This window comes from Janthinobacterium sp. CG3, assembly GCF_000344615.1.
In the GTDB taxonomy this organism is placed as follows: domain Bacteria; phylum Pseudomonadota; class Gammaproteobacteria; order Burkholderiales; family Burkholderiaceae_D; genus Janthinobacterium.
This window is the reverse complement of sequence record NZ_KB467824.1, coordinates 4,274,190-4,299,994: the sequence shown is the minus strand read 5'-3', so window position 1 is coordinate 4,299,994 and position 25,805 is coordinate 4,274,190. Positions and strand designations below refer to the sequence as shown.

The 25,805-nt window shown below is 65.3% G+C and carries 27 protein-coding genes; 10 read left to right on the top strand and 17 right to left on the bottom strand.

Going from position 1 to position 25,805, the window contains the following annotated elements:
• The first annotated feature begins 23 nt into the window (after nt 1-23).
• From JANGC3_RS0119015 to JANGC3_RS0119005, 3 genes are read left to right on the top strand one after another with little or no spacing between them, the layout of a single operon-like run.
• On the top strand, nt 24-767 hold the full coding sequence (locus tag JANGC3_RS0119015) for an MgtC/SapB family protein (RefSeq protein WP_026133183.1): 744 nt from the start codon (nt 24-26) through the stop codon (nt 765-767).
• Nucleotides 768-778: 11 nt separating this feature from the next.
• Nucleotides 779-1,354, top strand: coding sequence for a DUF924 family protein (locus JANGC3_RS0119010; protein ID WP_157406750.1), 576 nt, complete (start codon nt 779-781; stop codon nt 1,352-1,354).
• Nucleotides 1,354-2,184 carry a Rossmann-like and DUF2520 domain-containing protein gene (locus tag JANGC3_RS0119005; RefSeq protein ID WP_017878075.1) on the top strand — a complete coding sequence of 277 codons (831 nt, stop codon included), beginning with the start codon at nt 1,354-1,356 and terminating at the stop codon, nt 2,182-2,184. Before JANGC3_RS0119010 ends, JANGC3_RS0119005 begins: the two co-directional genes overlap by 1 nt.
• Nucleotides 2,185-2,269: 85 nt before the next feature.
• On the opposite strand, the gene JANGC3_RS0119000 is transcribed toward JANGC3_RS0119005, so the two are convergent.
• Nucleotides 2,270-3,730, bottom strand: a complete 1,461-nt coding sequence (locus JANGC3_RS0119000) for a sensor domain-containing diguanylate cyclase (protein ID WP_017878074.1) — start codon at nt 3,728-3,730, stop codon at nt 2,270-2,272.
• A 308-nt stretch (nt 3,731-4,038) separates the two neighbouring features.
• Here JANGC3_RS0119000 and JANGC3_RS0118995 point away from each other — a divergent pair, with 308 nt between their 5' ends.
• The 3 genes from JANGC3_RS0118995 (at nt 4,039) to JANGC3_RS0118985 (ending at nt 5,958) form a co-directional block, all read left to right on the top strand.
• Nucleotides 4,039-4,407, top strand: coding sequence for a hypothetical protein (locus JANGC3_RS0118995; protein WP_017878073.1), 369 nt, complete (start codon nt 4,039-4,041; stop codon nt 4,405-4,407).
• Between the two features lie 169 nt (nt 4,408-4,576).
• Entirely contained in the window at nt 4,577-5,167 is a 591-nt protein-coding gene (locus JANGC3_RS0118990) for an alpha-ketoglutarate-dependent dioxygenase AlkB family protein (RefSeq protein ID WP_017878072.1), read from the top strand.
• A gap of 29 nt (nt 5,168-5,196) precedes the next feature.
• Entirely contained in the window at nt 5,197-5,958 is a 762-nt protein-coding gene (locus JANGC3_RS0118985) for a porin family protein (protein WP_232429734.1), read from the top strand.
• A 114-nt stretch (nt 5,959-6,072) separates the two neighbouring features.
• Here the strand turns inward: JANGC3_RS0118985 and ettA are convergent, their stop codons facing one another.
• From ettA to rarD, 3 genes are all read right to left on the bottom strand, one after another.
• Complete coding sequence (ettA, locus tag JANGC3_RS0118980; protein ID WP_017878070.1) at nt 6,073-7,740, bottom strand: energy-dependent translational throttle protein EttA; 1,668 nt, start codon at nt 7,738-7,740, stop codon at nt 6,073-6,075.
• A 222-nt stretch (nt 7,741-7,962) separates the two neighbouring features.
• Complete coding sequence (locus tag JANGC3_RS0118975; protein ID WP_017878069.1) at nt 7,963-8,928, bottom strand: magnesium and cobalt transport protein CorA; 966 nt, start codon at nt 8,926-8,928, stop codon at nt 7,963-7,965.
• Nucleotides 8,929-9,025: 97 nt separating this feature from the next.
• Nucleotides 9,026-9,910, bottom strand: a complete 885-nt coding sequence (rarD, locus tag JANGC3_RS0118970; protein ID WP_026133181.1) for an EamA family transporter RarD — start codon at nt 9,908-9,910, stop codon at nt 9,026-9,028.
• Nucleotides 9,911-10,216: 306 nt separating this feature from the next.
• Between rarD and JANGC3_RS0118965 the strand changes: the two genes are divergently transcribed.
• Both JANGC3_RS0118965 and JANGC3_RS0118960 read left to right on the top strand, forming a co-directional pair.
• Nucleotides 10,217-12,091 carry a potassium transporter Kup gene (locus JANGC3_RS0118965; protein ID WP_026133180.1) on the top strand — a complete coding sequence of 625 codons (1,875 nt, stop codon included), beginning with the start codon at nt 10,217-10,219 and terminating at the stop codon, nt 12,089-12,091.
• A gap of 163 nt (nt 12,092-12,254) precedes the next feature.
• Entirely contained in the window at nt 12,255-12,695 is a 441-nt protein-coding gene (locus JANGC3_RS0118960; RefSeq protein ID WP_017878065.1) for an FKBP-type peptidyl-prolyl cis-trans isomerase, read from the top strand.
• Between the two features lie 160 nt (nt 12,696-12,855).
• Here the strand turns inward: JANGC3_RS0118960 and JANGC3_RS0118955 are convergent, their stop codons facing one another.
• Nucleotides 12,856-13,329, bottom strand: coding sequence for a GNAT family N-acetyltransferase (locus JANGC3_RS0118955; RefSeq protein ID WP_017878064.1), 474 nt, complete (start codon nt 13,327-13,329; stop codon nt 12,856-12,858).
• A 433-nt stretch (nt 13,330-13,762) separates the two neighbouring features.
• Here JANGC3_RS0118955 and JANGC3_RS32850 point away from each other — a divergent pair, with 433 nt between their 5' ends.
• Nucleotides 13,763-13,915, top strand: coding sequence for a hypothetical protein (locus JANGC3_RS32850; protein WP_157406747.1), 153 nt, complete (start codon nt 13,763-13,765; stop codon nt 13,913-13,915).
• On the opposite strand, the gene JANGC3_RS0118945 is transcribed toward JANGC3_RS32850, so the two are convergent.
• From JANGC3_RS0118945 to JANGC3_RS0118905, 9 genes are all read right to left on the bottom strand, one after another.
• Nucleotides 13,912-14,322, bottom strand: coding sequence for a hypothetical protein (locus JANGC3_RS0118945; RefSeq protein WP_017878062.1), 411 nt, complete (start codon nt 14,320-14,322; stop codon nt 13,912-13,914). The two genes, JANGC3_RS32850 and JANGC3_RS0118945, sit on opposite strands and share 4 nt — an antisense overlap.
• Before the next feature lie 481 nt (nt 14,323-14,803).
• Nucleotides 14,804-15,229 carry an organic hydroperoxide resistance protein gene (locus tag JANGC3_RS0118940; RefSeq protein WP_017878061.1) on the bottom strand — a complete coding sequence of 142 codons (426 nt, stop codon included), beginning with the start codon at nt 15,227-15,229 and terminating at the stop codon, nt 14,804-14,806.
• A gap of 229 nt (nt 15,230-15,458) precedes the next feature.
• Complete coding sequence (locus tag JANGC3_RS0118935) at nt 15,459-16,502, bottom strand: histone deacetylase family protein (protein WP_017878060.1); 1,044 nt, start codon at nt 16,500-16,502, stop codon at nt 15,459-15,461.
• A gap of 18 nt (nt 16,503-16,520) precedes the next feature.
• On the bottom strand, nt 16,521-18,104 hold the full coding sequence (gene gshA / locus JANGC3_RS0118930) for a glutamate--cysteine ligase (protein ID WP_026133179.1): 1,584 nt from the start codon (nt 18,102-18,104) through the stop codon (nt 16,521-16,523).
• A 214-nt stretch (nt 18,105-18,318) separates the two neighbouring features.
• Nucleotides 18,319-19,158 carry a peptide chain release factor N(5)-glutamine methyltransferase gene (gene prmC, locus JANGC3_RS0118925; RefSeq protein ID WP_017878058.1) on the bottom strand — a complete coding sequence of 280 codons (840 nt, stop codon included), beginning with the start codon at nt 19,156-19,158 and terminating at the stop codon, nt 18,319-18,321.
• On the bottom strand, nt 19,155-19,625 hold the full coding sequence (locus JANGC3_RS0118920) for a disulfide bond formation protein B (protein ID WP_017878057.1): 471 nt from the start codon (nt 19,623-19,625) through the stop codon (nt 19,155-19,157). The genes prmC and JANGC3_RS0118920 overlap by 4 nt, the downstream gene beginning before the upstream one ends.
• 138 nt (nt 19,626-19,763) lie before the next feature.
• Entirely contained in the window at nt 19,764-20,840 is a 1,077-nt protein-coding gene (prfA, locus tag JANGC3_RS0118915) for a peptide chain release factor 1 (protein WP_035787814.1), read from the bottom strand.
• Nucleotides 20,841-20,927: 87 nt separating this feature from the next.
• Nucleotides 20,928-22,202 carry a glutamyl-tRNA reductase gene (gene hemA, locus JANGC3_RS0118910; protein WP_017878055.1) on the bottom strand — a complete coding sequence of 425 codons (1,275 nt, stop codon included), beginning with the start codon at nt 22,200-22,202 and terminating at the stop codon, nt 20,928-20,930.
• 86 nt (nt 22,203-22,288) lie between these two features.
• Nucleotides 22,289-22,978: a response regulator transcription factor gene (locus JANGC3_RS0118905; protein ID WP_017878054.1), complete on the bottom strand. Its 690-nt coding sequence runs from the start codon at nt 22,976-22,978 to the stop codon at nt 22,289-22,291.
• Between the two features lie 242 nt (nt 22,979-23,220).
• On the opposite strand from JANGC3_RS0118905, the gene JANGC3_RS0118900 reads away from it, so the two are divergent.
• Nucleotides 23,221-23,736 carry a hypothetical protein gene (locus JANGC3_RS0118900; protein WP_157406744.1) on the top strand — a complete coding sequence of 172 codons (516 nt, stop codon included), beginning with the start codon at nt 23,221-23,223 and terminating at the stop codon, nt 23,734-23,736.
• 117 nt (nt 23,737-23,853) lie between these two features.
• Here the strand turns inward: JANGC3_RS0118900 and minE are convergent, their stop codons facing one another.
• Genes minE through minC form a run of 3 tightly spaced genes read right to left on the bottom strand, consistent with a single transcriptional unit; the run spans nt 23,854 to nt 25,704 of the window.
• Nucleotides 23,854-24,105 carry a cell division topological specificity factor MinE gene (gene minE / locus JANGC3_RS0118895; RefSeq protein ID WP_017878052.1) on the bottom strand — a complete coding sequence of 84 codons (252 nt, stop codon included), beginning with the start codon at nt 24,103-24,105 and terminating at the stop codon, nt 23,854-23,856.
• A gap of 1 nt (nt 24,106) precedes the next feature.
• Nucleotides 24,107-24,922 carry a septum site-determining protein MinD gene (gene minD / locus JANGC3_RS0118890; RefSeq protein WP_026133178.1) on the bottom strand — a complete coding sequence of 272 codons (816 nt, stop codon included), beginning with the start codon at nt 24,920-24,922 and terminating at the stop codon, nt 24,107-24,109.
• 26 nt (nt 24,923-24,948) lie between these two features.
• On the bottom strand, nt 24,949-25,704 hold the full coding sequence (gene minC / locus JANGC3_RS0118885) for a septum site-determining protein MinC (protein ID WP_017878050.1): 756 nt from the start codon (nt 25,702-25,704) through the stop codon (nt 24,949-24,951).
• Nucleotides 25,705-25,805: the final 101 nt, after the last annotated feature.

Below are 25,805 nucleotides of genomic sequence, written 5' to 3'. Positions count from 1 at the left end.
GCGCCCCGTCGAAAGAACCGTGCATGTTGTCGATTGAATTGTTAAGCTCCTACTGGTCGGTGTCCGAACTGGCCACCAACGGCATCGTCCTGCTGAACCTGATCGGCGCGCTGCTGCTCGGGCTGATGGTCGGCTACGAACGCTCCTACCACGGCCGCGCCGCCGGCATGCGCACCTACGGCCTGGTGTGCATGGCCTCGTGCGCGCTGACGGTCATCGGCGGCTACCCGCAGTTCTGGTTCGGCGGCCACGGCGCCATCCTGGTCGCCACCGACCCGACCCGCGTCATCCAGGGCATCGTCACCGGCATCGGCTTCCTCGGCGCCGGCGTGATCATGCGCGAGGGTTTCAACATCAGCGGCCTGACCACGGCCGCCTCGATCTGGGCCTCGTCGGTGATCGGCATCATGGTCGGCGTCGGCTTCTACCTGTCGGCGATGGGCCTGGCCTTCCTGTGCGCGATGTCGATGATCTTCCTGTCCCGGCTGGAGGCGCTGCTGCCGTCGCGCCACGCGGTGGCCATCACCATGCGCTTCAAGAGGGATTACGTGCCGCGCGAGGACGCGCTGCGCAGCATCGCCCTGAGCCGCGGCTACGAGATCGCCGGCGGCTCGCTGATGATCGGCAGCGAGGCCGGCAAGCAGGAGTGGCGCTTCGTCGCCCTCGCCCTGAGCAAACGCAGCGGCGCCACGCTGGCCGAATTGTCGGCCGAGCTGGCCGCCTTCGCCGGCATCGACAGCTTCCAGTTGTCGCACGCCCGCAACTGATGGCGGCGCCGATGCGGGAAAAACCGTCCGCGGTGCTCGATTTCTGGTTCGGCGCCGCCGAGCCCCTCGCCGCGCGCGCCGAATGGTTCCGCAAGGACGCCCGCTTCGACGGCCAGGTGCTGGCGCGCTTCGGCGAAGTGATCGGCGAGGCGCTGGCCGGCGGCCTGGCCGACTGGGACCGCGACGGCGCGCGCGGCACGCTGGCGCGCATTCTGCTGCTGGACCAGTTCACCCGCAACGTCTACCGCGACACCCCGGCCGCGTTCGGCGGCGACCGGCTGGCGCTGCAACTGGCACGGGCGCTGGTGGACGGCGGCGCCGACCAGGCGCTGGCGCCGTGGCAGCGCGCCTTCGTCTACATGCCGTTCGAGCACGCCGAGGACGCCGCCATGCAGCAATGCGCGGTGGCGCTGTTTACACGGCTGGCCCAGGCCGATCCGGGCTTCGAGGGCATGCTCGATTTCGCCCGCCGGCACCGCGACGTGATTGCCCGCTTCGGCCGCTTCCCGCACCGCAACGCCATCCTCGGGCGCGCCTCGACGGCGGCCGAGCTGGACTTCCTGGGCCAGCCGGGATCGGGTTTCTGATGCCCGCGTTGACGCTGAACGTCATCGGCGCCGGCCACGTCGGCGCCGTGCTGGCGCGCCTGTTCGCCGCCGCCGGCGCCTTCCAGGTGCAGGACGTGCTGACCCGCTCGCTGCCGTCGGCGCGGGCGGCGCTGCCGTTCATCAAAGCCGGCGCGGCCGTCGCCGGCCACGCGCAATTGCGCCGCGCCGACGTCACCATGCTGGCCGTCGGCGACGACCAGATCGCGCCGGCCTGCGCGGCGCTGGCCGCCGGCGGCGCCCTGGCCGGCACGGTGCTGTTCCACTGCAGCGGCGCGCTGGCCTCGGGCGAGCTGCGCGCGGCGCAACTGGCCGGGGCCGCCGTGGCCAGCGTGCACCCGATCCGCAGCTTCGCCGACCCGGCGCTGGTGGCCGCCAACTTCGCCGGCACCTACTGCGGCGTCGAGGGCGACGCCGCCGCGCTGGCGCTGCTCGAACCGGCGCTGCTGGCGATCGGCGCGCGGCCGGTGCCGATCGACGCCGCCGCCAAGACCGTCTACCACGCCGCCGCCGTCTTCGCCAGCAACTACCTGGTGACGGTGCTCGACGCGGCGCTGCGCGCCTACCAGGCGGCCGGCGTGCCGGAGGCGGTGGCGCGCGAACTGGCCCGGCCGCTGGTCGACGAGACCGTCGCCAACGTCTTCAGGCTGGGGCCGGAGCAGGCGCTGAGCGGGCCGATCGCCCGCGGCGACTTCGCCACCGTCGAGCGGCAGCGGCGCGCCGTGCGGCAGTGGGACCCGGACAGCGGCGCGTTGTACCAGGCGCTGGTGGCGCCGACGGCGGCGCTGGCACGGCGCAAGCGCGGCGCATAAGGCGCGGCCCACCGGAATACCGTTGGTGGCTCGGGTTGCGCCGTTCCGGCCCGCCCGAGCTACGAACAGCGCCCGCCGTCGGCCCTTAGCGCGGCGCCAGTTGCACGCGGTTGCGCCCGCCGTTTTTGGCCTGGTACAGCGCGCTGTCGGCGCGCGAGAAGAACGCCGACTCGGCTTCGTCGTGGCGGTACTCGGCCACGCCCAGGCTGATGGTCACGCGGACGTTCGACGCCGGCAGCGCGAAGTCGTGCGCTTCGACCGCGCGGCGTAGCGCCTCGGCGATCTGGCCGGCCTGCTCCAGGTTGCAGTCGCCCAGCAGGACCAGGTATTCCTCGCCGCCCCAGCGCGTCACCACGTCGCTGTCGCGCACCACGCCCACGGCCAGGTCGGCGACGCCGCGGATCACCTGGTCGCCCGACAAATGGCCGTGGCTGTCGTTGACCTGCTTGAACAGGTCGATGTCGAACAGGATCGCCGCCAGCGGCCGGCCGCCGCGCTTGCTGGCCAGTATGCGGTCGCGCAACAACAGCTCCAGCGCCTTGCGGTTCAACAGCCCGGTCAGCGCGTCGGTCGAGGCGATCCGCTCGATGCGGCGCTGGAAGCGGTTCACCGTCAGCAGCGTGATCGCCAGCACCAGCAAGGTGACGCCAAAGCTGACGGCCAGGTTCAGCGCGAACACGCGCTGCATCGGTTTCACCTCGGCGCTGACGTTCTGCTCGACCACCAGATACCAGCCCAGCTCCGGAATGAAGCGCGAATTGACCAGCATGCTGGCCGCGTCGGTGCTGTAGGCCAGGTGGGTCGGGCGGACGTCGCGGTTCAGGATGCGCCCGGCGATGGCGCGCACGCCCGGCAGCGTGCGGATCGAGCCGCGCTCGCTCTGCCTGGTTTTGCCGCCCAGCACGATGGTGCCGTCGCCGTCGGCGAAATAGATGTTGCGGCGGAAGCGCCACTGATAGCGGTCGATGATGCTGCTCATCTTGTCGAGCGTCAGGCCGACCCCGGTGGCGCCGATGAAGTTGCCCTTGAAGTCCAGCACGCGGTGGTTGATGAAGATGGTCAGGCTGTCGCGGTTGGCCATGTCGACGTCGACGTTGGTTTCGTAGTCGGCCGTCGCCAGCGCGCGCAGCCGGAAGTACCAGGCGTCGCGCGCCTCGCCGTCGCGCACCGATTTCAGCGTGCCGCCGGCGTAGTAGTAGGCGTGGCTGCGCTCCGACACCAGGAAGCTGCTGACGGTGCCGTATTTCAGCTTCACCTCGTTCAGATAGCGCACGATCTGCTCGGGGTTCTTCTCGCCGCCCAGAATCCAGTCGCGCACGAAGGTGTCGTGCGCCATCAGCGAGGAGATGAAGACCGGGCGCAGGATGTCCTTCTGGATCTCGGAATAGATGTTGTCGCCGGTGAGCGGCAGCGTCTGCTCGGAGATGCCCTGCTCGATGGCGTCGCGCGAGGCGACGTAGCTGGCCACGCTGGTGGCCAGGAAACCGGCGACCAGGATCAGCGTGAGCCAGAGGAGAAGGCGGTACTTGATGGAGAACGGGCGCATGGTGGCTTTGTGGAGGCGAAGACGGTGTCCGGGCGGCGTTGGGAGAGCTTGCTGAAAGTATGCAGCAGCGCGCCGGCCCGCGCAATGGCCGATCGGCGCGCGCCAACCGGGGCCGCCTGTCGCGTCGGCACAAAGCGTAGCGCTTTAATGCCACGTATTACCAAATAATTGCCCGGATTAGTCGACAAGGAGGAGAATAAGCAATAAGCTTGACTACTGGAATCTTTCCTAACGAATCCAAGTACACGGAACAGCAGTTGGATAACAAGAGCGCGGCGCCGCGCGCCGTTGCCATTTGGATAGGAGGTATGGACATGTTATTTCTGAAGAGTACGACCGTCACGAAGGCGCCTGGGATTTACGAGGTCGACATTGCGGCCAAGCCGCCGGGCAAGACATTTGGCGTCTTCCTGGCGACCGATCCCGACAACCCGCCGACGCAGGTGCTGGAAGCGCTCAAGGCACTGGGCTTTGAAAACACCTACAACTCGAACTATCTGCACAAGGACAAGGGCAAGGTGTTGGATTTGCATTTCCAAAAGGACGGCACCGACTTGTTCAAGGGATGGAAAACCGAGGAATGCGCGGCCAACCTGGCCTCGATCGAAGCGCTGTTCAGCGGCGTCGGCATCACCGTGGCGCCGCGCGTCATGTCGCTGGCCGAAGCCTACGCCTGACGCCGCGCGCCGGGTCGGCCGGCAATTGTTGCGGCAATAAAAACCAACGGCAAAGAGCCGGGGCCGGCCCTTCAGGTCTGGCTCCGGGATCGCGCCCTTGGTTTTTTTACGTTGCACGGCGCGCCGCTATGATACCGTTGCCGCCACCGTTACCGCGATGTAGAGCGCCATGGATTTATTTTCCGCAAGCGATACGCTGACGCCGATTCCCATCGACGACGGCGAATTGTTTTTCCTGCACAGACTGGACCTGCCGCCCGGCGACATGCTGGCGCAACTGATCGCGCAAACCGACTGGCGCACCGAATACCTGACGCTGTGGGGCAAGCGCCACGCGCAGCCGCGCCTGACGGCCTGGCACGGCGAGGCGCGCTACCGCTATTCCGGCGTGACGCTGGAGCCGCAGCCGTTCACCCCGCTGCAATTGCTGCTGAAACGCGAGGTCGAGCGGGTCAGCGGGCGCCGCTTCAACAGCGTGCTGCTCAACTACTACCGCGACCAGCACGACAGCATGGGCTTGCATAGCGACGACGAAAGCGAGTTGGGCGCGCAGCCGGCGATCGCCTCGCTCAGCTTTGGCGCGCCGCGCATCTTCATCTTGAAACACAAGCGCCTGCCGCGGACGCTGAAACTGGCGCTGGGCGACGCCAGCCTGTTGCTGATGGCCGGCGCGACCCAGGCGAACTGGCGCCACGGCATCAACAAGCAGCGCGCCGCCTGCGGACCGCGCGTCAATCTCACATTCCGCAATATCGTCTAACGCCGTTTATCCGTGCGGTATTTCTGCCATTGTCTTCCGCTATCGTCGGCAAAAAGAACTTTTCAGCGCGCTTTAAGCGCTTACATTTGCTCACATTTCTTACGCAATGTGGACGGACTTGCATTTTTTCAGGTGCTATCTTGCACACATCGCCTTCCAAACTAAGCGAACCCAAGCAGGTCCCTCCTGAAATTTTTGAAAGAGAAAGCACGATGAAAAAGATCTTTATTGCAATGATTGCTTCTGCGGCTGCTCTGTCGAGCGTCTCGATCGCCCACGCCGAGGGTGCCTACGTCGGCGCCGGCGTGACCGCCAGCCGTTACAAATTCGACGTGCCCAACACGTCCAGCGGCAGCGACGACAGTGGCGTCAAGGCGGCTGGTAAATTGTTCGCCGGCTACGAATTTGATAAAACCTGGGGCGTTGAAGGCGGTTACGCCGACTTCGGCAGCAAAGACTACAACTTTGTGCGCAACGGCGTGAACGGCCACATCGACTCCAAGTCGCATGGCTATTACGTGGCGGGCAAGGCGACCATGCCGGTAAACGAGCAGGTTGGCGTGTTTGGTAAATTGGGCGTGGCGCGCAACAGCGACAGCATCCACGGCACCGGCGCGGCCGCCGGCGTGGCGGACGGCGACAACAAAACCGGTCTGTACGCTTCCGTTGGCGCGCAGTACGCGATTAACAAAAACGTGTCGTTGACGGCTGAGGTGGAGCGCTTCGGCAAGAGCGCCGCGTATGGCCACAAGTCGACGGGCGTGTCGTTTGGCGCGAAGTATAACTTCTAAAAACCCAAGGCAAGGGCCGGGGTCGGACCCTTGGGTCCGGCCCCGGCTCGGCGCCCCGGTTTTTTTTGCGTTCGCAGCTCCCTTGGGGAGCTGTTTTGTTTTCCGGGCTAACTACTAGACCGTCAGCGGCTTGTAGCGGATGCGTTTCGGCTTGGCGCCTTCTTCACCCAAACGCTTCTTCTTGTCGGCTTCGTATTCCTGATAGTTGCCGTCGAAGAAGGTCACCTGCGAATCGCTTTCGAAGGCCAGGATGTGGGTGGCGATGCGGTCGAGGAACCAACGGTCATGGGAAATGACCATCACGCTGCCGGCGAATTCCAGCAGGGCGTCTTCGAGCGCGCGCAGGGTTTCCACGTCCAGATCGTTGGACGGTTCATCGAGCAGCAGCACGTTGCCGCCCATCAGCAACGTTTTCGCCAGGTGCAGACGGCCGCGTTCGCCGCCCGACAGGTTGCCGACGATCTTTTGCTGGTCGCCGCCCTTGAAGTTGAAGCGGCCCAGGTAGGCGCGCGACGGCATTTCGAAGCGGCCGACGGTGAGCATGTCGGCGCCGCCGCAGACGTCCTCGAAGACGGTCTTGGCGTCGGACAGGGAATCGCGGTTCTGGTCGACGATCGACACGCGCGCGGTCTGGCCGACCACGACGTCGCCGCTGTCCGGCTGTTCCTTGCCGGTGATCATCTTGAACAGCGTCGATTTACCGGCGCCGTTCGGGCCGATGATACCGACGATGGCGCCGGCCGGCACCGTGAACGACAGATTGTCGATCAGCAGGCGGTCGCCAAAGGCCTTCGAGACGTTCTTGAACTCGATGACTTCGTTGCCCAGGCGCTCGGCCACGGGGATGAAAATCTCCTGGGTTTCGTTGCGCTTCTGGTATTCGTGCTCGGACAACTCGTTGAAGCGGGCCAGACGGGCCTTGCTCTTGGCCTGGCGGCCCTTCGGATTCTGGCGCACCCATTCCAATTCCTTGGCGATGGTTTTCTGGCGCGAGGACTCGGTCGCCTCTTCCTGCTTCAGGCGGTTGCCCTTTTGCTCCAGCCACGAGCTGTAATTGCCCTTCCACGGAATACCGTGGCCGCGGTCTAGCTCCAAAATCCACTCGGCGGCGTTGTCGAGGAAGTAGCGGTCATGGGTGATACCCACCACGGTGCCAGGGAAGCGCAGCAGGAACTGCTCCAGCCAGTCGACCGATTCCGCGTCCAAATGGTTGGTCGGCTCGTCGAGCAGCAGCATGTCCGGCTTCGACAGCAACAGGCGGCACAGCGCGACGCGGCGCTTTTCGCCGCCCGACAACACGCCGATCTTGGCGTCCCACGGCGGCAGGCGCAGCGCGTCGGCGGCCATTTCCAGTTGCAGGTTCAGGTTGCCGCCGTCGGAGGTCGAAATGATCGCCTCCAGACGGGCCTGCTCATTGGCCAGCGCGTCGAAATCGGCGTCTTCCTCGGCGTAGGCGGCGTAGACCGCCTCCAGCTTGGCTTGCGCCTCGAACACTTCGCCCAGGCCGGACTCGACCACCTGGCGCACGGTCTGCTCGGGATCGAGCACCGGTTCCTGCGGCAGGTAGCCGATGTTCAGGCCCGGCATCGGCACGGCTTCGCCCTGGATGTCGGTGTCGATGCCCGCCATAATTTTGAGCAAGGTCGACTTGCCGGAGCCGTTCAGGCCCAGCACGCCGATCTTGGCGCCCGGGAAAAAGGACAGCGAAATATCCTTGAGGATCTGGCGCTTAGGCGGGACAATTTTGCCCACCTTGTTCATGGTATAGACGTAATTTGCCATTGGGGTTTCTCGGATGATAAACAAAGACGGACAGGATACGATAAACGCCTTGATCCAGCTAGTTCATCCGCAGCAAAGCGTGGGACCGCGGCCGGCTTTGTCCGCCCGGACTGGGGCTTGAGGCGCGGCGGCACGAAAAACCGGGTTAAGGGCGGGCAGGAGGGTATGTGTACATCGCTCACGCTGTCGGCATCGGCTTCCGGTATTGATACAGGGTTTCGTTTACAACCAGCCGGATTTTTTGAAACGATAATACAGGTATCCGCAGGTTGAAAAGACGATTGAAAGCGCTAAGGGGTAACCATATTTCCACTTCAGTTCGGGTATGTTTTCGAAGTTCATACCCCAAACCCCGACCAGACCTGTGGCTACGGCGAAGATAGCTGCCCACGCCGCGAGGCGCTTGTTGACGTTGCTGTCGTCGAGGCTGATCATCGACAGGTTGACCTGTATAGCCGTGCTGATCGTATCGCGGATGGAGTCAATCGCCGTGTTGATGCGGTGGAGGTGGTCGTGAACGTCCCGGAAATATTCGGTTGTGTTCGCCACGATATGCGGCACGCGCCCACCGTCGAGCTTCCCGACAGCTTCCATCAGTGGCGCAACGGCGTGTTTGAACAGCACAACCTTACGCTTCAACTGGTACAACTGCTCCAGGGTGTAACGATGCGCTGGCGATTTGAATATTTGTTCCTCGATTTTCCATAGTTCGGCTTCCAGCGCATCGACCACGGGAAAGTACCTGTCGACGATGGCGTCCATCAGGGCGTAAAGGATGAAGGCGGGACCCTGACTCAGATGTTGTGTCTCGCGTTCGCAACGGGCGCGCACTTCCGCAAAGCCTCGCTGGTAGTGAGTACGATTTGACAGCAAATAGGTGTCGCCGACGAACACATCGACCTCCCCGATATGCAGTTCACCATCGATCAGCTCGACAGAGTGGATAACCACAAACAATGAGTCACCGTACTCTTCAATCTTGGGGCGTTGATGTCCCGAGCGCGCATCTTCGACAGCCAGCTCATGTAATCCAAACTCGTGCTGCATCTCGGCCAGCTCAGCTGGTTCCGCACCTCTTAAAGCGACCCACACAAAGGTATTGGGCAAAATGATGAATTCACTGATGTCCACGACCGGGATATCGGATAATTTTTTGCCGTCCTGATAGGCGACGCAATTGATAAGCATGGATTTTTTTTCCGAGTGAACAGTATTGCCGCGCAGTTTACACGCAAACGGTCCAGTGCTTTCACGGTGGCGTTCCACTGCGCCTCAGACTCCTGGCTCAGGCGGCGGGGGCGGCGCGGCGAACGTTCCACAGGCCCTCGGCGGCGTACAGCGCCAGCGCGGCCCAGATCGCCACGAAGCCGGTCATGCGCTCCGGCGTGAAGGACTCGCGGAACAGCCACACGCCCAGCAGCAACTGCATCGTCGGCGAAATATATTGCAGCAGGCCCAGCGCCGACAGCGGCAGCCGGCGCGCGCCGGCGGCGAACATCAGCAGCGGAATCGCGGTGATGGGGCCGGACGCCACCAGCAGCCAGCGGGTGGTGTCGGAGGCGCTGGTGGCGAAGGTATTCTGGCCTTGCCAGCTGAGCCAGAGCACATAGGCCAGCGCCAGCGGGAACAAAATCAGCGTTTCGAACGACAAGCCTTCGAGCGGGCCCAGCTTGGCGGTCTTGCGCAGCAAGCCATAGGCGCCGAAGGTGGCCGCCAGCGCCAGCGCGATCCACGGCATTTGCCCGGTCTGCCAGGCCAGCCAGGCCACGCCGCAGGCGGCCAGCCCGATGGCCAGCCACTGCGGGCGGCGCGGGCGCTCGTGCAACAGCAAAAAGCCCAGCATCACATTGAGCAGCGGCGTGATGAAATAACCCAGGCTGGCGTCGATGACATGGCCGTTGTTGACGGCCCAGATATAAATGAACCAGTTCCCCGACAACAAGAAGGCGCTGGCGACGAAGCCGCCGACCACCCGCGGCTGGCGCGCCAGCGGGCGCACCCAGCCCCATTGCCGGCGCACCGTCAACACGGCGCACAGGAACAACAGCGACCACAACATACGGTGTGCCAACATCTCCAGCGGCGGCACCTCGCTCAAGGCATGGAAATACAGCGGAAACAAGCCCCAGCTCAAAAACGCGAGGGCGGCGTACAACATGCCTGGATTCATAAAAACGACCGTAACAGAGCGGGTGGAGGATCATTATCGCTGAATTAGACGGACCCTGCCGGAGCCCGGCCCGGCCCAACCAACCCCGGGCTTGGGTCTCGGCATGGCGGTTTTGTTGCCCACAACTAAGGGCGGCGCCGGCTTACATGCCTACCGGACAACAACGGCGCGTCCCAACCCCCGGGTCGGGGTAGAATGGCATTCATCGAACCGGCCCCAAGCATTTTAGACCATGTCAAAATACGCTTGCTATTTACCAATGCCTATCCTATTGTGCATTGCAACAAAACAAACTCGGGTGAAACCTTGACGCAACATAAAAAAAGCGGCCTCGTCGCCCTGACGCTGGCCGCTGTCGGTATCGTCTACGGCGATATCGGCACCAGCCCTCTGTATACCCTGAAGACCGTTTTCGCCCCCGAGCATGGCTTGGCGTTGAATCCGAACAACCTGCTGGGCATCGTCTCCTTGATTTTCTGGGGTCTCAGCGTCATCGTCTCGCTCAAGTACGTCACCCTGGTGCTGCGCGCCGACAACCGCGGCGAGGGCGGCATCATGGCGCTGATGGCGCTGGCGCTGTCGTCCGTGAGCAAGTCGTCGCGCTGGCATTTCCCGCTGATGCTGACCGGCGTCTTCGGCGCCACGCTGTTTTACGGCGACAGCGTGATCACCCCGGCCATTTCGGTGCTGTCGGCCATCGAAGGCCTGGAGGTGGCCACGCCGGCGCTAAAAAGCTATGTGGTGCCGCTGACCATCATCGTGCTGGTGGGGCTGTATTCGGTGCAGTCGCACGGCACCGCCGGCATCGGCCGTTTCTTCGCCCCCATCATGCTGCTGTGGTTTGGCGCGCTGGCCGGCATGGGCATCGTCAACATTGTCGACCAGCCGCAAATCCTGGCCGCGCTCAACCCTTGGCACGCCATCAGCTTCATGCTTGAGAACCGCTTTATCGCCTTCGTCGCTCTGGGCGCGGTGGTGCTGTCCTTGACCGGCGCCGAGGCGCTGTACGCCGACATGGGCCATTTCGGCAAGAAGCCGATCCGCATGGCCTGGTTCCTGATCGCCTTTCCGGCGCTGGCGCTGAACTACCTGGGGCAGGGCGGTCTGCTGCTGGCCCACCCCGAGGCGATTTCCAATCCCTTCTACAAGCAACTGGGCGCATGGAGTATCTACCCGCTGGTGGTGCTGTCGACGATGGCCACCGTGATCGCCTCGCAGGCCACCATTTCCGGCACCTTCTCGATGAGCAAGCAAGCCATTGCCTTGGGCTTTTTGCCGCGCATGCGCGTGTTGCACACCTCGGAAAGCCAGATCGGGCAAATCTACATTCCCGCCATCAACTGGCTGCAACTGGCGGTGGTGTTGCTGGCGGTGGTCGGTTTCGGCTCGTCCGAGAACCTGGCGGCGGCCTACGGCATCGCCGTCACCGCGACCATGCTGGCGACGACGATCCTGACCTTCTTCGTGATCCGCTACCGCTGGAAGATGAATTTGCTGCTGTGCTGGGCCGCGACCGGCTTTTTCCTGGCGATCGACGTGATGTTCTTTTCGGCCAGCGCGCTCAAGCTGTTCCACGGCGGCTGGTTCCCGTTGCTACTCGGTTCGATCCTGTTCATCGTCATGCTGACCTGGAACCGCGGCCGCCAACTGGTGTTCCAGAACTTGCAAAAGCACGCGATCCCGCTTGAGGACTTCCTGTCCTCGCTGTTCATCGCGCCGCCGCTGCGGGTGCCGGGCACGGCGATTTTCCTGCGCGGCGAAAGCGACGGCGTGCCGCACGCGTTGCTGCACAACCTGTCGCATAACAAGGTGCTGCACGAGCGCGTGGTGTTCCTGACGGTGTTCATGCTGGAGGAACCGTGGGTGCCGCCGGCCGAGCAGGTGCGCGTCACCGACCTGGGGCACCACTGCTACCAGGTCAGTGTGCACTACGGCTTCAAGGACGAGCCGGACATTCCGCGGGCGATGGCGCTGTGCGCGGCGCACGATCTGCTGTTCGACATGATGGAAACCTCGTTCTTCATCGCCCGCCAGACCGTCATTTCGACGCCCGGCCAGGGCATGGCGCCGTGGCGCGAGCATCTGTTCGTGACGATGTCGCGCAACGCCCGCGGCGCCGCCGACTATTACCAGATCCCGACCAACCGGGTGATCGAGCTGGGCACCCAGGTCGAGATCTAAGCGTCCCGGGCGCGACTGGCCGCCGCCCCCACGAGGGAGCGGCCAGTGTTGTATTCGCGCCCCACGCTTACTTCTGCTTACATTTTGCCAACGTTTCCCCTGCTACACTCATGCGCTTGCCGGCGCACCTTCGCGACGGCGGCCGACTATGACTAGGGGACACATGAAATCCGCATTTCGACTTATCGCCTCATTTGCCTGCGCGTTTGCGCTGACCGCCTGCGGCGGCGGCGGCGGCGATGCGCCGGCCATCGATCCAAACACCCAGCCGGCGGCGACCGCCTTCACCGATACCGTGGTCGGCACCGGGGCGGTGGCGACGGCGGCTACCACAGTCACGGTCAACTACACCGGTTGGTTGTACAACGCCAAGGCGAGCGATCTACACGGCAGCAAATTCGACGCCGGCAGCGGTTTCCAATTCAAGCTCGGCGCCGGCCAGGTCATCTCGGGTTGGGACAAGGGCGTCGCCGGCATGAAGGTGGGCGGCAAGCGCACCTTGGTCCTGACCGCCGCGGACGGTTATGGCGCGGGCGGGCGGGGATCGATTCCGCCGAACGCCGGATTGATTTTCGACGTCGAAGTGACGGCGGTGGCGAACTAAACCGGCTCCGGCAAGGGCGAGGCCGGCGCTGCCGCTTGCTGGCAGAACAGGCAAAGACTCGGCGCGGGACCGCGCCTAAAGCAGCGCGTTTCGCTGCGGCCAACATGGTCGGATGAGGCGTTGCGCTCATCCGACCTACGACGCGCTAGCGTAACGCCATTCAGGTCGGCGACGCCGGGCGCAGCATGTCGATGTGGGCGATGCCGTCTTCGTCGTACGGCGCGCTGATGGTGGCGAAGCCGAAGCCCCGGTAGAAGCCCTCCAGGTGGTGCTGGGCGCCGATGCGGATGGCGTGGCCGGGGAATTGGCGCACGGCGCAGGCGATGCCCTCTTGCATCAGTTGCCGGCCGCTGCCGGTGCCGCGCGCCGCCGCGGCCGTCAGCACGCGGCCGATCGACATCTCGGGGTATTTCGCGCCCGGCGCCAGGCAGCGCAGGTAGGCGGCCAGCTGGCGTCGGCCGTCCCGCTGTTGCCAGCCCAGCAGGTGCCAGGCTTGTTGGTCGAGCTGGTCCAGGTCCGGATACAGGCATTGCTGTTCCAGTACGAAGACGTTTTGCCGCAGCGCCAGCGCCTGGTACAAGTCCGCGCCGCTCAGTTCCTCAAATGCCTGCCATTGCCATTGCCAATCGCTCATGCGCGCCTCCCGTCGTGTATCCAGCGGCCATTCTAAAGCACGGGCGGCTTCGTGTTGCGATAGAGGAAGTACTCAAGTAATTAGTGGCGCATAGAGGCTATTGCATTGACAGATCTGAAAGGAACCGCTGTGGCGCCTTCGAGCGAGCGCTTGAGCACGGCTTCGGCATTGAAACCGATTTGCGCGATGCCCAAGGCGGGGTGGTGATTTCACACGATATGCCCGGCGGCGGGGAAATGACGCTGGACGCCTTCCTGGCGCTGTGCGCGCGCCATGGCGCGGCGCGGCCGCTGGCCTTGAACATCAAGGCGGACGATTTGCACGCCCAGATCGGGGCCGCGCTGGCCCGCCACGCTATCGACGACGCCTTCGTGTTCGACACGGCGCTGCCGGACGCGCTGGGCTACCTGGCGCGCGGCATGCCGAATACTACGTGGCGCCGGCGTACAGCCGGATGCTGGCGGGCGCCCGCCTGGGTTGCTACAACGTCGGCCACGACCGCGCCGGCATGTATGGCCTGGGCATCCGGAAAGACCTCGATTACTTCATGGCGCAGCAGTTTGCCCGCCTGGTGCCCCGGGACTAGCGTTCCGTGCCGGGCGTGCGCTCTTCGCGGCCCGACATGCCGGGCGAGATCATCAGCGCGGCCAGCTCGTCGGCCTTGATGTTGGGGTTGCGCGTCAGGACGCCGTCGAAGAAAAATTGCTTGGCGAACGTGCCGGTGACGTGTTCCAGATAACGCGGCAGGCCGCGCCACACCATCGAGTCGGAGATGTTCCTGCTCATGCAGACGATGCGCCCGACCACGCCCATCATGATGAAGTCGGGCATGCTGAACATTTTCTGCATGGCGCAGTGTTCGATCAGGATGTCGCGCGAATGGCGCACCAGGCGGTTGAGTTCGGTGATGGCGTGGTCGGGACTGACGGCGACGTCGCTGCGCGGCCGGAAGACCATGGCGTCGTCGCCCAGCTTGGCGCGGATTAGCCGCAAGCCCTGCAGCGAGGCGTAATATCTCCTTGTTGTTCAGGATGACTTCGCCGAAGAAGGTACTGTCCTTGTGCGGCACGTTCTGGTCCGAGGTAACCAGGTAGTCGAACAGGTCGCCGTTGGCCTCGAGCCACTCGTCGTCGTCGCTCCATCCGCTGTAGGCGATTTTGAAACCGTGCGCGCGGAAGACCAAGGCCAGCGTCAGGATATTGCGCTCGCAATTATAGGTCGCCATCGGCGCCTCGCGGTCATCGGCGCCGATGACGGCGCTGATGGGAAAGCTGCCGTAAGAGATGACCGGACCATGCAACAACAAGACTTTTTCGACGGCCAAGCTTTTCCATTCCTTCAATGATGAAGATGGGCGCACAAGCTGCGGCGCCCGTTCGTATTGAACGAGTGCTCCTTGAAAATAACTATAGCAGTTGGCGGGGCCGGCGTCGTTGGCGCGACGCCGGCCCCGCGGGGTGTTGCTAGCGAGTGCTTACACCAGCGTCAGGGTGACGTCGACGTTGCCGCGGGTCGCGTTCGAGTACGGGCAAACGATGTGGGCGGCGGCGACCAGCGCTTCGGCGGCGGCGCGTTCCATGCCCGGCAGCGAGATTTTCAGTTCGACTTCGATGCCGAAACCGTCAGGGATCGCGCCGATGCCGACCACGCCTTCAATCGACACGTCCGCCGGTACGGCGATCTTGTCGCGGCCGCCGACGAATTTGATCGCGCCGATGAAGCAGGCGGAGTAGCCGGCCGCAAACAGTTGTTCCGGGTTGGTGCCGACCGCGCCGTTGCCGCCCAGTTCTTTCGGCGTCGTCAGCTTGACGTTCAGCACGCCATCGTCGGAGACGGCGCTGCCTTCGCGGCCACCGCTTGCCTTGGCTTGTGCGCGGTATGCTACTTGTTCGATCGACATGGTATTTTCCTATTCGTAGGTGGTTGTTTGCAATGTGTTTGTAAGTATATAGCTAACTACTATATCGCTAGCTACTTAAAGCGTGAAGCGGTAAAACGGGACTCCTTAGCCGGGCCACCTTGTTGCCGTGGCGTCCATGAACAAACTATAGATCGCGCGCTATTCAATAGCAAGCGATTTTTCAATTTTTTTACATCAACGGCTGCGTCGGCGCGCCGGCGGGGTCCGCTTAGCCGCCGGTTTCAAAGCCTTCCAGCACGTTGACGACGTTGACGCCGATCTCCTTGACCGCGTAGCCGCCCTCGAACACGAAGGCGGTCGGCAGGCCGAGGTAGGACAGGCGCTCGCCGATGCGCAGGAAGTCGGCGCTTTGCAGCGTGAACTGCGACAGCGGGTCGCCGGCGAAGGTGTCGACGCCGAGCGAGACCACCAGCGCGTCCGGGCCGTAACTGCCCAGGCGCATGCAGGCCGTCTCCAGCGCCGCGAACCAGGCTTGCGCCGAGCTGCCGGCCGGCAACGGCAGGTTCATGTTGTAACCCAGGCCGGGGCCGGCGCCGGTTTCGTCGGCGTGGCCGAGGTAGAACGGGTATTCGCTGCGCGGGTCGGCGTGGATCGAGATGAACTGCACGTCGTCGCGCTGGTAGAAGATGCTTTGCGTGCCGTTGCCGTGGTGGTAGTCGAGATCCAGGACGGCGACGCGCCGCGCGCCGTCGTCGAGCAGGTGCTGGGCCGCCAGCGCGGCGTTGTTCAGGAAGCAGTAGCCGCCGAAGAAGTCGGCGCCGGCGTGGTGGCCGGGCGGACGCGTCAGCGCGAAGGTCGAGCGCTCGCCCAGGCGCAGCGCGTGGGCGGCGTTGACGGCGCAGTCGGCGCCGGTCTTGGCGGCGATCCAGGTGCCGGCCGTCAGCGGGGTGCCGTTGTCCATCGAATACAGGCCGAGCTTGGCGCAGAAATTGTCCGGCTCGACGTCGTCGCGCAGCGTGCGCACCGGCCACACCGACGGGAAGGCGTCCTTGCCGGCGTTGGCCGGGTCGAGCGCCAGCCAGTCGGCCCAGGCGTGGCGCAGGAAATGCAGGTAGCGCGGCGTGTGGATGCGTTCCAGCGACATCAGCGGCACGCCCTGCGGCGTGACGATGCGCCCGAGGTTGCGCCGCGCCAGCTCGGCCACCACGGCGTCGGCGCGCTCCGGCTTTTCAAAGCAGGGCACCATTTCGCCGCGGAAGATTTCAAAGCGGCCGCGGTGCTGGCCGTGCGCTTCGTTGTAAAAGGTCAGCATGGGTGCTCGCCTGGCCGGTTAGCTATGCGGGCACAGCGTGCTGGCGCGGTAGGCCGCGACATAGTCGTCGAAGTTGCCGGCCGGGGTCATCTCGATGGCGGCCTGCTCGGCCAGCGAGGTCGCGGCCAGTTCGCCGAAATAGTCCTGCTCGTCGGCGCTGGGCGGATGGGCGCGGAAATAGGCGGCGTGGCGCTCGCTCTGGCGCAGGCCGAAGGCGGCGAAGGAGCCGCCGCTGGCGCGCAGCTCGGCCAGCACCTTGGCCGACGGCGTCAGGTCCGGGTCGGCCAGCTTGGCCGACTGCGCCGCCAGCGCGTCGGCGTGGGCGCCGTCGCCGCGGCGCTCGTCGAGCAGGGCCGCCACCGGGGCGATGCGTTCGAGCAGCTCGCGGCCCCAGTCCGGCAGCGCGACGTCGCCGTTTTCGCGGCGCAGCAGCAAGCCCGGCCGGCGGCCCTCCTTGACGGCGCGGGCGAAGTTCTCCGTGTAGCGCGCGCTTTGCTGCTCGGAAATCGGCGGACTCTCGTCGAGCGCGCAAAACAGCAGGAAGGCGTCGAGGAAGCGCCCGGTTTCCAGGCTGATGCCGACCGGTTCGAACGGGTCGACGTCCATGCAGCGCACTTCGATGTATTGGACGCCGCGCAGGCACAGCGCCTGGATCGGCCGCTCGCCGGTGCGGATCACGCGCTTGGGGCGTATCGTCGAATAATATTCGTTTTCAATCTGTAGCACGTTGGTGCTCAGCTGTGTCCACTCGCCGTCCCGTTTGGTGCCCAGTTCGGCGTACGGCGGATAGGGCTGGTTGACGGCGCGCGTCAACGCCGCGACGTAGTCGTCGAGGCTGTTTTCGTGCGGGCGCAGGCCGGACTGGGCGTCGTTCTGGTAACCCAGGTCGCTCATGCGCAGGCTGGTCGCGTACGGCAGGTACAGGGTGTCGTCGGACAGCGCCTGCAACTTGTGCGGCGCGCCGCGCAGGAAGCCGGCCGTCAGCGCCGGCGAGGCGCCGAACAGGTACATCAGCAGCCAGCTGTAGCGGCGGAAATTGCGGATCGTCGCCAGATAGCTCTCCGACTGGAAGGCCATCGGCGTGGCGTGCGAGCCGGCGTCGGCGGCCAGCACGCGCCACAGCCGCTCGTCAAGCGAATAGTTGTAGTGGATGCCGGCGATGCATTGCATCGCCTTGCCGTAGCGCAGCGCCAGGCCGCGCCGGTAGACGTGCTTGAGCATGCCCAGGTTGGAGCGGCCGTACCAGGCGATGTGGATTTCCGGCTCGGCCGGCAACTGGCTCGGCATCGACTGGCTCCACAGCAGCTCGTCGCCGAGGCGGGAATAGGCGTAGCGGTGGATCTGTTCGAGCTTGGCCAGCGTGACGCCGATGTCGTGCTCGGCCGGCGTGATGAATTCCAGCAGCGCCTCGGCGTAGTCGGTGGTGATCAGCGGATGGGTCAAAGCCGAACCCAGCGGCGCCGGATGGGCGCTCGCGGCCAAATGGCCGGCGCGGTCGACGCGCAGGGTTTCCCGTTCGATGCCGCGCAAGCCGCCCGACAGCAGGGCGCGCTGCTCATCACCGGCCAGCAGGGCCAGGCGGCGGGTCAATAGAGTCGACAATTTGATCTTCCTTTCTTGTGCAGCAAATAATTTATTTGTGCTGAGAGTAACCGAAAACCGGCAAACGCGTTGTCGGCCGCAAAAACACCTCGCCAAGCCGCGCCAATGCTGCCCCGGGCTTGACCGGCGCCGCCGGCCGGGGCCGGATCGCGCCGTTTTCCGGTCAGGGGATCGATTGCCATTCTAACAAAGGTAGCGCCGGGCGGCGCACCGTTCAGTGACGCCGCGCGCCGCTGACCCGTTCGATGCCGGCCAGGTCGCGCCAGCTTTGCACCTCGGTGTAGCCGGCCGCCGCCAGCAGCGCGCGCACCGCCGCGGCCTGGTCGTAGCCGTGCTCCATCAACAGCCAGCCGCGCGCCGCCAAATGGCGCGGCGCGCCGGCGACGAGGATGCGCAGCGCCGCCAGGCCGTCGGCGTGGTCGGTCAGCGCGCCGGCCGGTTCGAAGCGCAAATCGCCCTCGGACAAATGGCGGTCGCCGCTGGCGATGTAGGGCGGATTCGAGACGATCAGGTCGAAACGGGCGGCGCCGAGCGCGCCGAACCAGTCGCTGTCGATGAACTGCACGTCGACGCCGTTGGCGCTGGCGTTGCGCCGCGCCACCGCCAGCGCCGCCGCGCTGACGTCGAGCGCGGTGACGGCGGCGTCGGGGCGGCTGTGCGCCAGCGCGACGGCGACGGCGCCGCTGCCGGTGCCCATGTCGAGCAGGCGCGCCTGGGCCGGCATGCGTTCCAGGGCCAGCTCGACCAGCAATTCGGTGTCGGGGCGCGGAATCAGCACCGCGTCGTTGACCTCGAAGGGCAGGCCGAAGAACTCGCGCTGGCCGACGATATAGGCGATCGGCTCGCCGGCCAGGCGGCGCGCCAGCAGCGCCGACAGGCGCGCCGCCTCGTCGGCGCTGAGCGTGCGCTGCGACTGCGTAATCAGGCCGACCCTGCTCAAGCCGAGCGCGTGGCACAGCAGAATGCGGTTATCCACCGGATCGAGCGGGGGGCGCGCCTGCAACGAGGCCAGCGTGCTGCCGGCGGCGACGGTAACGGTGGCGGCCGGCGTCATTTGCGGCGCGCGAGGGTCCAGGCCAGCGCCAGCGCGAACAGCGCGAAGCAGACCAACGACCATTGCGGAATCGACAGGCCGATGAACGGCCGGGTGGCGTCTTCGCACAAACCGTCGGCCCTGAACAGGAAGGGTAAATACTCGGCGGTGAAAATCTTGTTGAGGATGGTTTCCACCGGATCGATGCCGCAGGACAAACCGGGATGGGCCAGCACATACAAATGCTTGCCGGCCACGCCGAGGCCGCCGAGCGCGCCCAGCAGGGCGACGGCGGCGCCGGGCTTGGGCTTGCCGGTGGCGGCGCCGGCCAGACAGGCCAGGCCGACGGCGAGGAACAGATAACGCTGGATCACGCACAGCGGGCAAGGCAGCATATCCAGCGTGCCGTGCTGCAAATACAGCGCGACGCCGAGGGCGGCGAAGCAGGCGAAAGCGACGGACAACAACAGATTGCGCGAACTAATCATGGGAATTCCGGAAAGGGTTAAAAACGCGGGGGCCGACGCCGTTCATCGCGGCTGAACGGCATGGCGGCGCGGCACCGGCCATTTTCGCACAAAGCGTCGAAGCCTCGCCTTAGACCGCCCTTAAACCCCGGCGCGGCGTTAGTCGCCCAGGGCGGCCAGCAGTTCGGCCTGGTGTTCGGCCGCCAGCGCGTTGGTCAGGTCGCTCAGTTCGCCGTCCATGATGAAGTCGAGTTTGTAGAGCGTCAGGTTGATGCGGTGGTCGGTCATGCGCCCCTGCGGGAAGTTGTAGGTGCGGATGCGCTCGCTGCGGTCGCCCGAGCCGATCAGGCTTTTGCGCGTCGCCGCTTCCTGCGATTGCTGCGCCCGCAGTTGCACGTCCTTGATGCGCGCGGCCAGCACTTTCAAGGCCGAGGCCTTGTTTTTGTGCTGGCTGCGGTCGTCCTGGCATTCGACGACGATGCCGGTGGGCAGGTGGGTGATACGCACGGCCGAGTCGGTCTTATTGATGTGCTGGCCGCCGGCGCCCGAGGCGCGGTAGGTGTCGATGCGCAGGTCGGCCGGGTTGATGTTGACGTCTTCGACTTCGTCCGCCTCCGGCATCACCGCCACGGTGCAGGCCGAGGTGTGGATGCGGCCCTGGGTTTCGGTGGCCGGCACGCGCTGCACGCGGTGCCCGCCGGATTCGAATTTGAGCTTGGAGTAGGCGCCGTTGCCGACCAGGCGCACGATCACTTCGCGGTAGCCGCCCAGGTCCGACTCGGACGCCGACACCACTTCGACCTGCCAGCGGTTGCGCTCGGCGAAGCGGGTGTACATGCGCAGCAGGTCGCCGGCGAACAGCGCCGATTCGTCGCCGCCGGTGCCGGCGCGGATTTCCAGGAAGATGTTGCGCTCGTCGTTGACGTCCTTCGGCAGCAGCATCGTTTGCAGTTGCTGCTCGAGTTGCGTCATGCTGGCCTTGGCCGCTTCGATTTCCTCCTGCGCGAAGTCCTTCATGTCCGGGTCGGCCAGCATCTCCTGCGCGGTGGCGATGTCGGCGCCGGCTTCCTGGTAGGAATGGTACAGCGCCACCAGCGGCCCCAGTTCGGCGTGCTCGCGCGTCATTTTGCGGTAGCTGTCCATGTTGGAGGTGGCGTCCGGGTGCATCAGCAGTTCGTCGAGTTCGACCAGGCGATTGGCCAGTTGGTCCAGCTTGGACAGCATTGATGGTTTCATAGGGCTTCGGTAAGGTGGTGGGGGAACGGCCGCGACGGGCCGCGTCGGCTCGACGCGGCCGGGCGGCCAGGCGGACGGAAGTGGCCGCTAACGCCGGCCGCGGAACAACTGCGGCAGCAGGCTCGCCAGGTGGGCCCGTTCGTCGCCTTGGGCGCGGTGCAGCGCCTGTTGCGGGCCGTGCAGGAATTTCGCCGTCAAGCCCTTCGACAGCGCTTCCAGCACGGCGTCGATGTCGGCGCCCTTGGCCAGCATCTTGCGGGCGCGCTCGACTTCCAGCACGCGCATCGCCTCGCTGGTTTCGTGCAAGTCCTGGATCACCGGCACCATGGCGCGGTCGTCGACCCAGCTCATGTACGACTGCACCCGGGTTTCAATGATCGATTCGGCCTGGGCCACGGCGGCCTGGCGGCTTTCCATGCCGGTCTGTACCACCTTGCCGAGGTCGTCGACGGTGTACAGGAAAACGTCGTTGAGGCGCCCGACCTCGGACTCGATGTCGCGCGGCACCGCCAGGTCGACCATGAAGATCGGCTTGTGGCGGCGCGCCTTGATGGCCCGCTCGACCAGGCCCAGGCCGATCAGCGGCAGCGACGAGGCGGTGCAGGAGATGACGATGTCGAACTGCGCCAGTTTCTCCGGCAGCTCGGCGAGGCGGATGGCGCGGCCGTTGAAGCGGTGCGCCAGCGCCTCGCCGCGCTCCATGGTGCGGTTGGCAATGGTGATGCTGTTCGGGTTGTGCGCCGCGAAATGCGTCGCGCACAATTCGATCATTTCGCCGGCGCCGATGAACAGCACGTTTTGTTCGGCGATCTTGTCGAAGATGCGCTGCGACAGGCGCACCGCGGCGGCCGCCATCGAGACGCTGTGGGCGCCGATTTCGGTGGTGCTGCGCACTTCCTTGGCGACCGAGAAGCTGCGCTGGAACAACTGGTGCAGATAGGTGCCCAGGCCGCCGGCCGCCTCGGCGGTGCGGATGGCGTCCTTGATCTGGCCGAGGATCTGGGTTTCGCCCAGCACCATCGAGTCCAGCCCGGAGGCGACGCGGAAGGTGTGGCGCACGGCGTCGTGCTGCGGCAGCATGTACAGGTGCGGGCGCAGCTCGGCGTAGTTGAGCTTGTGGTAGTCGGCCAGGAAGTGGGCGCCGGCGTCGAGCGGCTGCGGGGCGTGGCTGGCCGCGTACAGCTCGGTGCGGTTGCAGGTCGACAAAATCGCCGCCTCGCCGTCGGCGCGCGCGTCGATGCGCTCGAACCAGGCGCGCGCCGCCCCGACCGCCTGACCCAATTGCTCAGGCGCGAACGCCAGTTGTTCGCGCAGCGACACTGGGGCGGTGGTGTGGTTGAGGCCGACGGCGAGCAGTTGCATTTCGGGCTTAGGTGGGATCGGAGTACGCATATTATAACGCGCGCGGCCGCCAGGGCGTCGGCGCCGGCCCGGCGTCGGACGACGACCTACGACACCAGCTTTTCGAGGCGGTAGCCGTAGCTGTACACCGGCGCCAGGCGGTAGCCGTTTTCCGGCTTCAGATGGAGTTTGTTGCGCACGCGCGAGATGTGGGTGTCCATCGTCCGCGAGGGCACGGCGGTGTCGCGCAGCCAGACCGCCTCGTGGATGTAGGCGCGCGACAGCGGCCGGCCGAGGTTGCGGAACAGCAGCAGGGCCAGCGCGAATTCCTTGTGCGTCAGGTCCAGCGCGGCGCCGTTCATCAACAGCCGTCCGGGCCGGGTCTCGAACACGTAGGGGCCGAATTGCAGTTGCTCGGCGCCGTTCTGGGCCGGGTAGGCGCGCCGCAGCAGCGCCTGGGTGCGCACCACCAGCTCGTTGCGCCGCAGCGGCTTGAGCATGTAGTCGTCGGCGCCGGCGGCCATGCCGGCGACGATGTCGTCCTCGCCGGCGGCGTCGCTGAGGAACATCAGCGGCGCCTTGCTCGGCAGCTTTTCGCGGACCCGGCGCAACACTTCGGCGCCGTCCATGTCGGCCACCCGCCAGTTTAAAATCAGCATGTCGTAGCTGTCCTTGCGCAGTTGCGCCAGCAGGTCGCGGGCGTTCTGGAAGCCCTGGCAGGCGTGGCCGACCGAGTTCAGTACCTGGCAGATCAGGTCGGCCTGGCCGGTGTCGTTATCTAGTACGACTATTCTCATGGTCTCGAAGGGCGGGGCGATAAACGGGTCGGATGCCGGGTCGGATACCGCTTATCGACATGGTTATTCATGGTCTACTTTTGGTCAATTTTGAATATACCAGAGATTGGCTTGCTGCCCGGATATTATCGGCGCGCGGCGCGGCGCCCACGCACCGCTGCGGGGCGTGTGCGGGGCGCGCCGGATTCCGCGCTACACTGGCAATACCGGCAAGGCTGGGCCGGCGGAACCGAAGGAGCACTATGGATACGACTCAGAGCGCAGGCAAGGATACCGACTGGACCCTGATGCCGGGCAGTGCGAAGGACATCGAGCAAGTGCGCGAGCGTTGCCGGCGCCTGGTGCGGCGGCGCGCGGCGATATCGGCCGGCGTCTCGGCGGTGCCGATCCCCGGCGTCGACGTCGTCTCGGACCTGGGCCTGTTCACGCTGTTGATCAACGATATCAACCAGGAGTTCGGCCTGACGCCCGAGCAAATCGAGCGCCTGCAGCCGAAATACAAGCTGATCGCCTACGAGGCGGCGATCGGCGTCGGCGGCATGCTGGTCGGCAAGCTGGTGACGCGCGAGCTGGTGTTAATGCTGCTCAAACGCACCGGCATCAAAATACTCGTCAAGCAGGCCGCGCGGCTGGTGCCGCTGGCCGGTCAACTGGTCTCGGCGGCGATCGGCTTCACGGTGTTCCGGCAGATCGGCTACCAGCACGTGGAGGCCTGCGCGACGGTGGCGCAGGAGCTGCTGGTGGCGCGCCGGACCTAAAAAACCAAGACGCAAGCCCGGGGCCGGACCCTCGGGGTCCGGCCTTCCCGCCTTGGCGCCGGCGCTTTGCCCTTGCTTGGCTGGCAGCGCCGCCGGCCCGCTGGTTTCACGGCGCGCTTACGCGTCCGGCAGCACCACGTTCACGTCCAGCACTTCCAGGTTGCCCTGGCGGTCGAGCGAGATCTTGATGTCTTCCGCGTTCACCTTGGTGTACTTGGAAATGACTTCGATCAACTCCTTGTGCAGCGCCGGCAGGAAGTCCGGGCCGCCGCGGCCGCTGCGCTCGCGCGCGATGATGATCTGCAGCCGTTCCTTGGCCGCCGTGGCCGTTTTGGGCTTCGAAGGGAAGAGAAATGAAAGCAAGGCCATGTCACTTTACCCCAAAGATGCGCTGCAGCAGACCGGGCTTTTCGTAGGTGGTGAAGCGCAGTTCGAGCTCTTGCCCGAGGAAGCGCGAGACCACGTCTTCGTAAGCTTCGGCCACGTCGGTGCCCTTGAAATGGATCGCCGGGTTGCCCTGGTTGGAGGCCGCCAGCACCGATTCCGATTCCGGGATGATGCCGATCAGCGGGATGCGCAGGATTTCCTGCACGTCCTGGTAGGACAGCATTTCGTCGGACTCGACCCGTTTCGGCGAGTAGCGCGTGATTAACAGGTGTTCCTTGACCGGCTCGCCGCCGGTTTGCGCGCGGCGCGACTTGGCCTGGATGATGCCCAGGATGCGGTCCGAATCGCGCACCGACGACACTTCCGGGTTGGTGACGATGATCGCTTCGTCGGCGAAGGTCAGCGCCATCAGCGCGCCGTGCTCGATGCCGGCCGGCGAGTCGCAGATGATGAATTCGAAGCCCATGTTGATCAGGTCGTTGAGCACGCGCTCGACGCCGTCTTCCGACAGCGCGTCCTTGTCGCGCGTTTGCGAGGCCGGCAGGATGAACAGGTTGTCGCAGTGCTTGTCCTTGATCAGGGCCTGGTTCAGCGACGCTTCGCCGTTGATCACGTTGATCAGGTCGTAGACCACGCGCCGTTCGCAGCCCATGATCAGGTCGAGGTTGCGCAGGCCGACGTCGAAGTCGAGCACGGCGGTCTTGTGGCCGCGCAGGGCCAAGCCGGTCGCGAAACTGGCGCTTGAGGTGGTTTTGCCCACTCCGCCCTTGCCGGACGTTACAACAATAATTCTTGCCACAAAAAATCCTTTTTAGATGTCTAAGCTTAAGAGCGGGTTGCTGGGCTGACAGATAGTATATCGATTCGGTCGCCGACCAAGCTGATTTGCGTCGGCTGGCGCGCCAGCTCGGGCGGATAACCGTCCTCGAAGGTGCGGTAGACGCCGGCGATGGAGACCAGTTCGGGCGCCATCGACAGCGCGAAGATGCGCGCGGCGGCGTTGCCGGAGGCGCCGGCCAGCGCGCGCCCGTGCAGCGCCGCGTAGACGTGGATGCTGCCGTCGGCGATGATTTCGGCGCCGTTGTTGACGACGGCGGTGATGATCAGGTCGCAGCCGCGCGCGTAGATGCGCTGGCCGGCGCGCACCGGGGTGTCGATGATCATGGCGGCGGGGCTGGCGACGGCGCCGGCCGCCGGCGTCGGCGCGGGCGCGGGCGGGGGCGGCGCGGCGAGCGGCGCGGCGGGCTCGTCGCGCGGGCCGCTGCCGCTATCCAGGCTCAGGCCGAGCGCCAGGATGGCGTCGCCCATTTCCGGCGTGGCGCCGCGCACCGCGACCGGGTTCAGGCGGTACTGCCTGAGCAGGGCGATCAGGCCGGCCCAGTCGATGGCGGCGCCATCCGGCGCCATCGCGCCGACGTCGATGACGGCCAGGTCGCCCTCGAAGAAGTCGCAGACGCCGCCGGTCATCGCGCGCAGGGCGGCGTCCAGCTCGCCGGCGTCGGCCGTGTGCAGGATGGCGGAAACCGCGACAACGGTGGAGATCTTGATTTCGATGGGCTTCGGGGACGGGCTTTTGGACATAGTGGTGAGTTGAATGGGCCTGCGACAGGCGGTGTTTCAAAGGTCATGCCGGGGGCGCGGGCGCGCCGGCGAAGTTGTTGCATTTTACTTGAAAATTTTCG